9 protein-coding genes are annotated in these 13540 nt (G+C 34.7%); 8 read left to right on the plus strand and 1 reads right to left on the minus strand.

Annotated elements, in window-relative coordinates:
* Window positions 1–160: 160 nt before the first annotated feature.
* The 5 genes from tsf to trmB all read left to right on the plus strand — a co-directional run bounded on the left by tsf (window position 161) and on the right by trmB (window position 10259).
* Window positions 161–988 carry a translation elongation factor Ts gene (tsf, locus tag RTY06_RS11990; RefSeq protein WP_312825160.1) on the plus strand — a complete coding sequence of 276 codons (828 nt, stop codon included), beginning with the start codon at window positions 161–163 and terminating at the stop codon, window positions 986–988.
* A gap of 100 nt (window positions 989–1088) precedes the next feature.
* Window positions 1089–3431 (plus strand): choice-of-anchor L domain-containing protein, encoded by a 2343-nt coding sequence (locus tag RTY06_RS11995; protein WP_312825162.1) that lies wholly within the window; start codon window positions 1089–1091, stop codon window positions 3429–3431.
* 68 nt (window positions 3432–3499) lie between these two features.
* Window positions 3500–8521 carry a gliding motility-associated C-terminal domain-containing protein gene (locus RTY06_RS12000; protein ID WP_312825164.1) on the plus strand — a complete coding sequence of 1674 codons (5022 nt, stop codon included), beginning with the start codon at window positions 3500–3502 and terminating at the stop codon, window positions 8519–8521.
* 146 nt (window positions 8522–8667) lie between these two features.
* Window positions 8668–9468: a hypothetical protein gene (locus RTY06_RS12005; protein WP_312825166.1), complete on the plus strand. Its 801-nt coding sequence runs from the start codon at window positions 8668–8670 to the stop codon at window positions 9466–9468.
* A 110-nt stretch (window positions 9469–9578) separates the two neighbouring features.
* Window positions 9579–10259, plus strand: coding sequence for a tRNA (guanosine(46)-N7)-methyltransferase TrmB (gene trmB / locus RTY06_RS12010; RefSeq protein WP_312825168.1), 681 nt, complete (start codon window positions 9579–9581; stop codon window positions 10257–10259).
* A gap of 108 nt (window positions 10260–10367) precedes the next feature.
* On the opposite strand, the gene RTY06_RS12015 is transcribed toward trmB, so the two are convergent.
* Window positions 10368–11390: a glutaminyl-peptide cyclotransferase gene (locus RTY06_RS12015; RefSeq protein WP_312825169.1), complete on the minus strand. Its 1023-nt coding sequence runs from the start codon at window positions 11388–11390 to the stop codon at window positions 10368–10370.
* 170 nt (window positions 11391–11560) lie between these two features.
* On the opposite strand from RTY06_RS12015, the gene RTY06_RS12020 reads away from it, so the two are divergent.
* From RTY06_RS12020 to RTY06_RS12030, 3 genes are read left to right on the plus strand one after another with little or no spacing between them, the layout of a single operon-like run.
* Window positions 11561–12055: a dihydrofolate reductase gene (locus RTY06_RS12020; protein ID WP_312825171.1), complete on the plus strand. Its 495-nt coding sequence runs from the start codon at window positions 11561–11563 to the stop codon at window positions 12053–12055.
* 44 nt (window positions 12056–12099) lie between these two features.
* Window positions 12100–12711 carry a recombination mediator RecR gene (recR, locus tag RTY06_RS12025; protein WP_116035132.1) on the plus strand — a complete coding sequence of 204 codons (612 nt, stop codon included), beginning with the start codon at window positions 12100–12102 and terminating at the stop codon, window positions 12709–12711.
* Window positions 12711–13538 carry a glycosyltransferase family 2 protein gene (locus RTY06_RS12030; RefSeq protein ID WP_312825174.1) on the plus strand — a complete coding sequence of 276 codons (828 nt, stop codon included), beginning with the start codon at window positions 12711–12713 and terminating at the stop codon, window positions 13536–13538. The genes recR and RTY06_RS12030 overlap by 1 nt, the downstream gene beginning before the upstream one ends.
* Window positions 13539–13540 lie beyond the last annotated feature (2 nt).

The following is a 13540-nucleotide window of genomic DNA, read 5'->3' on the forward strand; positions in this document are numbered from 1 at the left end:
TAGAAAAATGAATAGACTTAAAATTGAATTAATTTAATAATGCACTACGAGTTAAGAATATTTAGGTGTGTTATTTTTTTTATAAAAATCACTATATTTGCACGCTGAAAAACCTCAACGAGGAAAATCAAATCAATTAAATAAAAAAATAATCAATATTATGTCTTATACACCAGTAGCTGCAGACGTAGCAAAACTAAGAAACACAACAGGTGCAGGAATGATGGACTGCAAAAAAGCTCTAGTAGAAGCTGAGGGAGATTTCGAAAAAGCAATCGATATCCTTAGAAAAAAAGGACAAAAAGTTGCTGCTAACAGAGCAGACAGAGATTCTTCTGAAGGTGCTGTTATCGCAAGAGTAAACGAAGATAATACTTTAGGTGTTGTGATTTCTCTTAACTGTGAAACTGACTTTGTTGCTAAAAACGAAGCGTTCATCGAGTTGGCTTATGAGTTGGCTGAAATGGCAATTTTTGCTGCTACTAAAGAAGAATTATTGGCTACAGATTTCCACGGAATGACTGTTGCAGATAAATTAATCGAGCAAACTGGAGTTATCGGGGAGAAAATCGAGATTGGTGCGTTCGAAAGAATCGAAGGTCCTTTCTTAGGAGCTTACATCCACGCTGGAAACAAAATTGCTGCAATTACTTCTCTTTCTGCGAAGGCAGAAGGTGCTGATGAGGCTGCAAAAGCGGTTTCTATGCAAGTTGCTGCAATGAACCCAATTGCTCTTGACGAAAATGCGGTTTCTCAAGAAACTATCGATAAAGAATTAGAAATCGAAAGACATAAACTTATCGAAGAAGGTAAGCCTGCAAACATTATCGATAATATCTTGAAAGGTAAAATGCAGAGATTCTACAAAGACAACACTTTGGTACACCAAGATTTCATCAAAGATTCTAGCGTATCAGTTGCTGATTATGTAAAATCTGTAAACGCTGATCTTAAAGTAACAGGATTCGTAAGAGTTGCTCTTGCTTAATTAAGACTCGGAATAAATAAATTAAATCCTGCTATATTTTTATAGCAGGATTTTTTATGTCGTAATTAATGAATATTTTTGCATCCCATTATTATGTTAAATGATACGTTCTAAATTTTTCCAATTATTGCTTTGTTTTTTTAGTCTTAATAATATTAATCTGATCAAAGCGCAGAATATTAGCGTTGATACAAGTTTGAACGCACAGCAATTGGTGGATAAATTCATTGGAGCACAAAATGCAAGTTGTATCACTGTTTCGAATGTCTCTATCTCAGGATGGAATTTTGGAGGAAATGATACAAGTTATGGTTATTTTAGCAGAAATGGAAGTAGTTTTGAAATTGATGAAGGCATCATTCTTTCTACTGGAAAAGCTAAAGACGCAGAAGGGCCAAACAGTACATTGCAAAGTAATTTTGATAGCAATTGGCCTGCAGGAGATCCAGATTTGGTTTACATACTCAGTCAAGCGGGGTTGCCAACAGATAATATTCTGAATGCAACTTATCTCGAATTTGATTTTGTATCTCTGCAAAGTGATAAGATTAGTTTTGATTATATGTTTCTGTCGGAGGAATATCGTGATAGCAACTGCCGTTATTCCGATGCTTTTGCTTTTTTGATCAAAGAGGCGAGTAGTACAGATCCTTATCAGAATATTGCACTTGTCCCAGGAACCAATACGCCTGTAACTTCTCTTTCTATAAATGGAGCTACAAATTGTCCTCGTAATGTTGATTACTTTGGGGGTTTTAATGGATTGGTGAGTCCAACCAATTTTAATGGACAAACCAAGGTTTTGAAAGCTAACGCAACTGTGAAAAAAGGAGTGACTTATCATATAAAATTGGTAATAGCTGATCATGGTGATGCTAATGGACTCTATGATTCTGCGGTTTTTCTGAAATCTGGAAGTTTTACAGGGAATATTAATATTGGAAATGATCTTACAATTGATAATGCGGATCCACTTTGTGAAAATGTACCATATAGGATTCAACCCAATCCTATAATTAATGATCCATATGCCAAATATACTTGGTTTAAAAATGGAGTGGCAATTACTTCGATTCCTCCAAGTCAATCTTATTATGATGTTGTCAATGAAGAAGGGGATTTCAGTGTGGAAGTTACTTTGGGAAGTGGATGTAGATTGGAAGGTTATGTGAAGATTGAAAAAGTACCAGTTGCTAATATTAATACAACTCCAATTCAAGTTTGTGATAATGATTTTGATGGGAAGTATTCTGCGGTTCTATCGGATTTCAATAGTCAGATAATAACCAATTTTTCAAGAGATTTTAAGGTTTCTTATTATACTACTTCGGGAGCTCTAATTGATCCGGATAAAGAATTTGTATTTACTAGTAATCCCCAAACTATTAATGTTTCCGTAGGAGCGTTTTCCTGTACTCCAAAAATTTATCCAGTTCAATTTTATTATGGAACAAAACTGACGGTTAATTCAGTTCCTATTTATCCTATTTGTGATGATGAACTTAACGGGAGTGAGGATGTTAATTTGGCTGATTATGTATCGTTAATTACAAATGAAACTGGTGTTACGCCAACTTATTTTGCAACAGAAACCCAAGCGAAAACAGGCGGGAGTTCTACTATCTCTAGTTTACAAACCATCAGTACGGATAAGTCATTTTTTATCAGAATAGAGAAAAATGGGTTTTGTCCTAATTATAAAGAAGTGAAGTTTAACTTCAAAAAACCTAACCAATCTACTACGTTAACAAATGATCCGATAACTATCTGTAAAGGAGCTACCACAATCTTAGATGCTGGTATGGGTTTTACAAGTTATGATTGGTATAATGAGGCAGCTCCTACAGTTTCTATTAGTAATCTTGATAAAATAACAGTCGGTGTAGGTAATTATTTTGTAATTCTTACTTCTCCAAATGGATGTAGTTTCAAACAATCTGTAATAGTTGAAGAAGCTATAGAGCCAGTGATTGATAATGTTTTGATAGAGGGAACAACGGTTACGGTTTTGGTTTCGGGTGGAACAGCTCCTTATCAATATGCTTTGGACGGAGGTAGTTACCAATCCTCTAATATCTTTACAAACGTAGATCTTGGAAATCATACAGTTTTTGTTCAAGATGCAAATGGTTGTTCTATAATTACGAAAGATTTTTCTTTGATTAATATCCAGAATATCATTACACCAAACCATGATGGTATTAATGATGTTATCAATTATTCTTCTTTGTTAACAAAACTAGAACCAAGATTTGAAATCTATGATAGGAATGGGATTCTGGTTTTCAAAGGTGATGTCAATAACCAATTTGTTTGGGATGGTACTTTAAATGGAAGAATATTACCAACCGCTACATATTGGTACATTATAGAATGGAATGAATCTGGAAATCCTCAAAGAACAAAACTTACAGGTTGGATATTACTGAAAAATAGAAATTAGTAAATTTAAATATAAGGCAATAAAATGCTTTTTTCTACATTTGTAATAATATTGATAAGGTTATTACAATGAAGAAAGTTTTACAAATTCTATTATTATTTATTTTTTCCATAAAATTTTTTGCTCAATTAGATAGGGAACATTGGTTTGCACCAATGATTGATAGAACAGGAAATCCCAATCGATTTCAAACGTTGTATATGTCAACTGATGAGGCGGTGCCCTTCAAAGTCGATATTTATAACAATAATGTTGTTATTGGATCTGTCAATATCAGCAAGAATAATCCAGGGAAATTTGATATTCCAAGGAATTACATTATTACAACAACAAACGGAGATCTATTCAAACCTGTTTCAAAGGGACTTTATTTAAAAGGAGAAAAACCTTTCTTTTCTAGCTTACGCCTCTCAGTATATAATCATGGGGAATTGATAACATCCAAAGGGACTGCCGGAATTGGGAACTCCTTTCGAGCGGTTATGGCTCCTATCTCAGCAAGTAATAATATTCTGAATTTCATGACCAGTGTCATGGCGACAGAGGATAATACCAATGTTACAATTACAGGATTTAGTCCAAGTCTTATTTTTTCTGATGGAGTTGGAAGAACTCAGTTTACTTTTACTCTCAACAAGGGACAATCTTATATTATAGATGGTAGAGGAGGAATATCTCAAAACTGGACTGGTTTTATAGGTGCAAAAATAGATTCGGACAAGCCGGTTTCTATAACCAATGGTAATTTCAACGGACAATACGCAACTAGTTCTACAAATAGCTCTGATATCTTGATGGATCAAGGTGTTCCTATTGATAAACTGGGACAAGAGTTTGTTCTAATGAAAGGCAATGGAAATCCTTACAATGGGATGGAAAAAGCTCTTATTGTAGCAACAGAGGATAATACTCAGATTTATTTGAATGGTTCTGGAATGCCTGCTGCAACTATTAATGCGGGTAAATATTTTGTAACACCTAATAATGCTTACGTTTTGCAAGGTTCTACGCATTACAACATGCATGTTAAAACTACGAAAAATGTGTATGTTTATCAATTGTTGGCGGGAGATCCAAATAGTTCGGAAGTTGCAACAGGTGGTTTTAATTATATTCCGCCACTAAGTTGCTACCTACCAAAAAAGATTGATGAAATTGGAGCTATCCAAGAAAATTATGTTGTAAGCAACGGAAATCCCGGTGGCATTCTCAATATCCCAACAAAACTTAATATCATTACAGAAAAAGGTGCAACTATAGATGTTAAAAGAAATGGAGTTTCTCTTAATTTAACTTCTGCTAATGGACCTTTCAATGTTTCGGGATCTAGTAATTGGGTGACTTATTCTTATCCCAATATTACAGGAAATGTAGCGGTTATTTCCTCTAGTGCGGTTACTGCTGGTATCTCTGCAGGGGATGATGCTGTAGGTTACGGCGGTTATTTTGCGGGTTTCTCCTATATTCCGGCCATTATTAAGCAAGAAGGAGATTGTCTACCGGGAGTTAAACTTGCTGTAACAGAGGGTTTTACGTCTTATCAATGGGTTGTTAAAGATAATTCAGATGCTTATTCACCAGCACCAGGTGTTAATAATACTAATACTTATGAGCCGGCTCAAGCAGGGATCTATGCAGTAATTATTCAGCAAGGATCTTGCCCAGCAATCCAGACTCCAGATTTTAAATTTTATAATTGTACTACCTACACCAATGTCAATTATGAGACTTGTTCTACACTTACTATTACGCCAACATTTAGTTTAAGTCCACAGGCTTTAAATCCATCAACTGTAAAAATAGAAACACCTCCAACAAAAGGTACTGTTTCTATCGCAGCCAATGGTGTTATAACTTATACTGCAAATCCTAATACTTCTGGAATTGATATTTTCAAATTCTCATATTGTGGAAATGGCACAATCCCAGATTGCGAAACCACGCAAGCAACTATCCAAGTCAATCAAATTGTTGGACAAGATGCTACTTTGAGAGAGTGTACTTCTACAAATAGTGCAGTTTATAACCTTTCTCAGGCCGATGTAACATCAGATACAACAACAACCAAAGTCTATTACAAGTCGTTATCAGGAGCGCAAAACGAGACGACCGCAGATGAAATTTCAAACTTTACGGCATTCAACTCTCCAGATAACAATGTGTATGTTCGAATCAAAAATGCGACAGGTTGTTTTGCCATCTTTAAAATTGAATTGAAGCACAAAGCAAATCCTGTTGTTCAAGAAAATCTTTATACAAAAGTACATTGTGACGATGAAGATGGAGTTGTAGACGGTAATTATGTTGTAAATCCCAATGATATTACACCAATTGTGCTGTCAAATCCAGAAACATTTACTGTAAAATATTATGATTCTGCGGCTAAAGCAAATGCTGGAGGAACAGATAATATTACAGGAAATTATATTTTCACTGCTGCCAATGCAAAAATATGGATTAGAGTAGAATCTGTGGAAGCTTGTGCTGCGGTAAGAGAAATTACATTAAATATAGGTAATAAAATACCACTTATTACAAATAACCTGAATGCCGACGTTTGTGACAAAGGTTTAGATAATACAGAAATTGTAAATCTTGCCGACTATCTACCACAGTTGACTTCCGAAACTGTTCTTACAGCATTATATTATGCATCAATGGTAGATGCGCTTAGTGGTCAAAATGCAATTTCTGCATCGCAGACAGTAACTTTAGGAACAGTGGCTACATTTTATTATGTCATCAAAAATGCTAGTTTCTGTTCGGATGTTGCAACCGTTAATTTGACATTGATAGAAGGCGGAATTGCATCCACAACTTTGCAACCAAGCTATACGATTTGCGAGGATTCAACAATTCTTTTAGATGCAGGAACCGCTCATTCTACTTATAATTGGTATAACCAAAACGATCCAACTACAATTATAGGAACAAGCCCGAAAATAACGCTTCCTGTTGGAAAATATTTTGTAATCTTAATTTCTACCACAGGTTGCGAATACAAACAGTCTGTAGAAATTGTAGGTACGCCAAAACCGGTTCTTAATATTGCGGCTTATAATGCAACTCTTTGCGATGATAACCTAGATGGACAAATTGATCTTACATTCTCAACAAACGTTACACCAACTATTTTAACAAATAATAATACCTACTTCACGGTAACATATTACAACAATCCAGCAATGTTGCCAACACAAGTATTGCCAGATGCTTGGAGTTTCTCAGCAGATACAAGAGTGTATGTAAAAATAGCTTCTAGCAATTGTACAGATGTAACCGGTTTTATTGATTTCAAAATAGGAAATAAAGTTGTTCTTCTTACAGAGTCTGCTAATCAAAACATTTGTGATACAGATTCTAATGGCGATGAAAATATAGATCTTAATGATTATAAAAACTTATTTTTATCAGCAGCCGACATGGGAATCCAGCCCACGTTCTACTTGACTTTGTCTGATGCTCAAAATAATACTAATGCAATTGCAACTAATGTAGTTTTAACTGCAAATATTAATTACTATTACCGATTCGAAACCTCAGGAAGTTGTGCAAACGTTGGCGAGTTGAAAATAGCATTCAAAAATGGTTTTTCCTCTACAACGTTGCAGCCAAGCTATACGATTTGCGAAAATGCAGCAACAGAATTAGATGCGGGAACTGCTCATGCTTCTTACAATTGGTACAACGAGGCAGCCCCATCCACAATCATAGGAACAACTGCAAAAATTACTGTTCCACCAGGAAAGTACTATGTGATTCTTACATCGGCAGACGGTTGCGATTATAAGCAGAATGTTGAGGTTGTTGGTTCTCCTGTTGCACAGCTGGATGTTACAAAACTTCCATCAACTTATTGTGATGATAATATTGATGGTATAATTAATCTTCAACTATCAACAGACGTCACGCCTTTGATTTTGTTGAATAATAACAGTGTTTTCACGGTTAATTACTACAATAATGTTACGGGGCAATTGCTTCCAGATAATTGGAGTTTCACAACCGATACAGTAGTTAGAGTAGAAGTAATATCTCCATATTGTGGAACGGTTACAGGAATCCTTAATTTCAAAATTGGGGCAAAAGTTCCGCTTATTACATCTGCTGCAACAGAATCTGTTTGCGATGATGATCTAGATGGTGAGAAATTAGTTCAAAACCTGGATGACTATATTGCCAATTTTACATCCGATCCAGCGGTAACCGCTAAGTTTTATACTAATAAAGTAGATGCGCAAGACAATGCTTCTAACAATATTACAGAGATGACTGTTAACCAATCGCAGACTTTATTTGTCAGACTTTCTAGCCCAACAGAGTGTCCAGAGATAGTCGAGTTGACAATCAAAATAAAAGTTCCATTGCCATCCACTAGCTTGCAATCAGTTTATCCTATTTGCCCAGATGCAATAATAAGTTTAGACGCAGGTTCAGGATTTAGTTCTTACGCTTGGTATAATAAATCAGACCCTACAACTATCATTGGAAGTACTTCGGTGATTCCAGATTTGCCGGTTGGTAAATATTTTGTAATTCTAACAGGATTCTCACCAAACGATTGTCCTTACACTCAAAAAGTTGAGATCAAAGCAGTAGAATTGCCAATTATAGAGGGGATTGCCATCACCGGAAATACAGTTATTGTCACTGCAACCGGAGGAAACGCTCCGTATAGATATGCTCTAGATGGTGGTAGTTATCAAGATTCTAATACGTTTACCAATGTTGCACCAGGATTACATACTGCTTATGTAATTTCTGATGATAATTGTACACCAGTTACCAAAGATTTTTCTGTCATAGAAATTTATAATTTGATTTCACCAAATGGAGACGGCAAAAACGATGTTCTAGATATGTCGCTTCTGAAGTATAAAGAGAATGTGAAGTTCCAAATCTTAGATAGAGAAGGTAGAAAACTTTTTGAAGGTGATAACAAAAACAACTATATCTGGGACGGAAAACAAAATGGAAAAGTATTGCCGACATCTAGCTATTGGTATATTATGCAATGGCAAGATTTTGTTGACTCGCCTCCGGTTAAATATACCGGTTGGATATTGTTGAAAAATAGAAACTCCGACTAAAATAGATCGAACAGTTATGATGTAAAATATATTGTAATTCTAATTACTTAACACAAAGCCGATAAAGTTTAATATAATTTTAACCTTATCGGCTTCTTTTTTGTAACGATTCTCTGTTTATTTCTCTATAAATTTGCCGGATTATTATGAAGAAGATATTTATTGTTTTTCTATTACTTTTTGTAGCATATGTTTCTGCGCAGGAGATTCAGGGAGAGATCTTTATACGGGACAAGTCTAGCTTGTATCTTAATCAAGTCTATGTTACTAATCTCAATGAACACAAAAGTGTAATGGCGAACTATAATGGCGAGTTCAAAATTGCTGTTAAAGAAGGGGATGTCCTTAGATTTACTTCTATAGCAACAGAAAGAAAAGATGTAAAAGTTACCAGTCAAATGCTGGGGATTAGGAAAAATTTCGTAGAATTACAAATTGCTTATTACGAGATTCAAGAAGTTATCGTAAGCGCTTTCAAACCAACGGGCAACCTTCGTAGAGATGTCGCAATGCTGAAAGGTTCGGATAAAGCTTTCGAACTCAAAAAAATGATTGGCCTTCCAGAACCTAAAGGCGACGGGACTTCTCCAGAAATTCCTATCTTGGGCTTCAATCAAGGACTTAATTTTAGTATCGATAGTTTTTTTGATTTAATCTCGGGAGAAAAGAAAAAGAAAGAACGAGCCTATCAGTACGAAAGAATGAGTAAGAATATCAAGAATCTTCAAGATTATTTCGGGGACGATTATTTTATCAGAATGAAAATCCCAAAAGAACTGATCCCAAATTTCTTACAATTTATCTATAGTTCAGATAATATTACAGAGTTTTTGGAGACTAATAATTACGAAGCTGCAAAAATTAATATAGAAAAATATTTGCCGATTTATCTTAAAAGATTGCAAAATTCCAATCTGATGCAAGTTACATCAGATATGTCAAAATAATATTATTAACTAATTATCAAATTTTAAAAACAATTGAAAAAGCTGTAAGTTATTACAAGGTAGCTGATTACAAGTTTTTCATTTTCAAGATAAAAACAACCTTAGAAAAAATGGGCAAGAACAAAGCTGCAAGATTTAGAGAAAATACGATATTACCAAATGTAATCCAGCCAACGCGTGATCAGGCAATCAATGGGTTTGAACACAAAGGGAAATGGAAAGAGTTTTTTGGAAATGATAATCCAATAGTTTTGGAACTTGGCTGTGGGAAAGGAGAGTACTCGGTAGGATTAGCAAATGCTTTTCCGGATAAAAATTTTATTGGAGTAGATATCAAAGGAGCAAGATTTTGGTTTGGTGCAAAAGAAGCTATAGAAAAGAACCTTAATAATGTCGCTTTCCTCAGAACCCAAATAGAATTAATAGATAATCTCTTTGCTGAAAATGAGGTGTCTGAGATTTGGATTACGTTCCCAGATCCACAGATCAAATACAGAAGAACAAAACATAGGCTTACGAATCCAGAGTTTTTGGCAATGTACAGAAGGATTCTGAAACCAGACGGAATCATCCATTTGAAAACAGATTCCGAATATCTTCATGGGTACACCTTGGGACTTTTACAAGGTTTGGGACACGAGATTCTGACTGCTCATCACGATATTTACGGAGCTGCAGAATATCAGCCAGATACACCATTGTTGAAAGATATTAGAACTTATTACGAGGAGTTGTTTTCTGCGAAAGGAAAAACCATCACGTATATCAAATTCAAATTAAAGAACGAATAAAATTTTCTATAACAAAAATCTTGAAAATACAGATTTAGCGATTATTCATTAATAAAAAAAACGAGTTTCAAAAAAAGAAACTCGTTTTTTATGCATTGTAAAGTGAAATTACTTGATTGATATTTCGTAGATTCTGCTCCAGTTTTTACCAGTTATTACCATATTGTCTCCCTTGAAAGCGATCCCATTCAAAACATCTTCACCACCAGTAGAACTTTGTTTTACAATGTTTGTAAGATCAAGAATACCTGTGACTTCTCCATTAGTTGGGTTGATTTGCAGAATGATTGGTTTGTGCCAAACATTAGCATAAACAGAGCCGTTGTGATACTCTAGCTCATTTAGTTGATCGTAACCTTCTGTGTTGCTTGCTACAGCAATTGTTCTTAAGACTTTCGATGGATTTTCTGGATTCAGGAAGTAGAGGTTTTTTGTTCCATCGGAAAGGATAAGCTCTTTCCCGTCGTAAGTCAATCCCCAACCTTCACCTAGTATGTTGTCATAAGGGAATTCGCTTAATAATTTCAGACTGCTTTTATCGTAGATAAAACCTTTTTTGTTCTTCCAAGTTAATTGATAAACTTTATCTCCAACAATGGTACTTCCTTCCGAAAAAATGTCTTCAGGTTGAGATGTGCTGATGATTGGAGTTGTAGAGCCAAGATTATAAGTTAAAATTCTAGATTGTCCGTTTTGTCCATCAGATTCGTAAACGGTATTTCCGTCCAGTTGAAAACCTTGTACAAAATTATTGGCATCGTGTGGATATTGGTTTATGACAGTATATGTTATACTTCTTGGTTTTGCTTTTGCAAAAACGTTGATGGTTGCATCTTGCTGTAGAACTTCTCCACTTTTTGTTTTGATATTGAAAGTTACATCATTTTCTCCCAAAGTGAAAAAAGTTGGGTCAATGGTCAAATTGCTGATTTCTTTATCACCATAGCTTATTGTGATAGCTTCCGAATAGTCCAAAACATCTTGAGGGATTTGAAGTTTATCCCCAAAGTGATAACCTTTGCTCTGTTGGCTGATATTATAGTCATTCAGTGAGTTGAGGATATCCTTGTCATTAGTACAACTTACTAGAAATAAAAATGCAACAGCGGATGTAAAAAAAATCTTTTTCATTAGAAAATATTGTCTGTCGGACTTATCCGATTTTTAAATTAAAATTTGGGAGAATCTATTATTGTTTCCAATTCTATAGCTCAGAAACTTTGCCAAAATTACAAAATATGAAAACTAAGAGCTCATAAATTTTTCTTAATTAAACATAAAAATGTAGATTTGTAGATATTATGATTACGATAATTGCCGCTATAGGAAAAAATAATGCTCTAGGAAAAGATAACCAATTACTTTGGCGTCTTCCAAAAGATTTGAAACATTTCAAATCGCTTACAGAAAATCATCCCGTGGTTATGGGCAGGAAAACTTACGAAAGTATAGGAAAAGCTTTGCCAAACAGAACCAATATTGTGGTGAGTAGAAAAGATAACTGGTTTGAGGAAAACATTCTGATTGTTTCCAAACTTAAAGAAGCTCTCAAGTTTGCAAAAAAAATTAATGAAGATTTTTTCATTATTGGTGGTGGTGAGATTTATAAACAAACAATGGAATTGGCGGATAAATTAGAAATCACCTATGTGGAAGAAGATTTTGAAGCAGATACATTTTTTCCGAAAATAGATTTGAAAATCTGGCAAAAAACAAACGAAGAATTTCACGCAAAAGATGATAAAAACGATCACGATTTTTATTTTCAAACCTACGAGAGAATTAACAAAGATTAAATTATTAGGATTAAGTCTTCTGTCTCAATTCTTGATTCTGAATTATGGATTATCCAAGCAAAGTTTTATCGAAAGCTGTTGAAGAAATATCTGGTTTGCCCGGCATCGGGAGAAAATCTGCCCTTCGATTGGCGTTGCATCTGCTTCGTCAACCAGCTTCGCAGGGAATTTCTTTAGGTACATCAATCCAAAATTTGGTTACGGATATTAAGTATTGTAAAGAGTGTCATAACTTTTCCGATTCAGAAGTTTGCGATATTTGTAATGATCCCAAACGCAATGATGAGCTTCTTTGTATAGTAGAAGACGTAAGAGATGTAATGGCGATTGAGAATACAGGAAAATTCAAAGGGAAATATCTGGTTTTGGGAGGGAAAATTTCGCCAATGGAAGGTATTGGTCCCAATCAATTAAGAATAGGAAGCATAGAGAAAAAACTAACGTCCAATACAATAAAAGAGCTGATTTTTGCGTTAAGTGCTACTATGGAGGGCGATACTACGGCTTATTATATCTACAAAAAATTCAAAGCTCAGCAAGTCAAATTTTCGAGTATTGCTAGAGGAATTGCTGTGGGCGATGAGTTGGAGTATGCAGACGAAATCTCTCTAGGAAGATCTATAACAAACAGAACTGCTTATAACGAAGCCGAGTAATGAAAGTAAGTGTCATCATTGTTCATTACCAAGTAAAGGATTTGTTGAAGAGTTGTATCCTTTCTATTCAAAAATATTTTCAAGGATTTGACTATGAGATTATCGTTGTAGACAATAGCTCTCCAGATTCTGCATGGAAAAGCTTGATTAATCAATTTGATGATGTCAAATTCATTGCTCTAGAAGAGAATTATGGTTTTTCTAAAGCTAATAACATAGGTGTAAAATCTGCAAAAGGAGAGTATGTTTATATCTTAAATCCAGATACAGAAATTGAAAGCAATTATTTTCAAGAAGTTCTAGATTATGCAGATCAACAATCTGGATTTGGAGCATTGGGTTTGAGAATGCACGATAAGCAAGGTATGTTTTTGCCAGAAAGCAAACGCTCTATTCCTGCATTGATTAATTCCTTCGAAAAATTATTTACAAAACTGAGTAACGATTCCAAAACTTATTATCGTAATGATGTAGACGAATTCGAGATTGCTGAGGTTGAAGTGATGACTGGTGCTAATCTTCTCATCAAAAAATCGGTTTATGAAGAGGTTGGTGGTTTTGATGAACGTTATTTTATGTATGGTGAAGACATAGATTTGTGCTACACTATTCTGAGAGCTGGTTACAAAAATTTCTATTATGGGAAGTATTCTATCCTACATCATAAGGGTGAAAGTACGGTGAAAGATAGAGTCTATCTCAATCGGTTTTTCGGAGCGATGGATATTTTTATCAACAAGTATTATAAAAAACAAAAGCCTTTTCAGTTTGTCCTGATGAAAATTGGATTGAAATTGAAACATTTTATAGAAGCGCAAAAGGTTTGATA

It is taken from the genome of Epilithonimonas sp. (assembly GCF_032055105.1).
Taxonomy (GTDB): Bacteria; Bacteroidota; Bacteroidia; order Flavobacteriales; family Weeksellaceae; genus Epilithonimonas.

Coding starts and splice junctions, on each gene's coding strand:
- RTY06_RS12020 (WP_312825171.1), top strand. CDS start 11,561: ATGATTACGATAATTGCCGCTATAGGAAAAAATAATGCTCTAGGAAAA.
- RTY06_RS12000 (WP_312825164.1), top strand. CDS start 3,500: ATGAAGAAAGTTTTACAAATTCTATTATTATTTATTTTTTCCATAAAA.
- RTY06_RS12005 (WP_312825166.1), top strand. CDS start 8,668: ATGAAGAAGATATTTATTGTTTTTCTATTACTTTTTGTAGCATATGTT.
- recR (WP_116035132.1), top strand. CDS start 12,100: ATGGATTATCCAAGCAAAGTTTTATCGAAAGCTGTTGAAGAAATATCT.
- tsf (WP_312825160.1), top strand. CDS start 161: ATGTCTTATACACCAGTAGCTGCAGACGTAGCAAAACTAAGAAACACA.
- RTY06_RS12030 (WP_312825174.1), top strand. CDS start 12,711: ATGAAAGTAAGTGTCATCATTGTTCATTACCAAGTAAAGGATTTGTTG.
- RTY06_RS11995 (WP_312825162.1), top strand. CDS start 1,089: ATGATACGTTCTAAATTTTTCCAATTATTGCTTTGTTTTTTTAGTCTT.
- RTY06_RS12015 (WP_312825169.1), bottom strand. CDS start 11,390: ATGAAAAAGATTTTTTTTACATCCGCTGTTGCATTTTTATTTCTAGTA.
- trmB (WP_312825168.1), top strand. CDS start 9,579: ATGGGCAAGAACAAAGCTGCAAGATTTAGAGAAAATACGATATTACCA.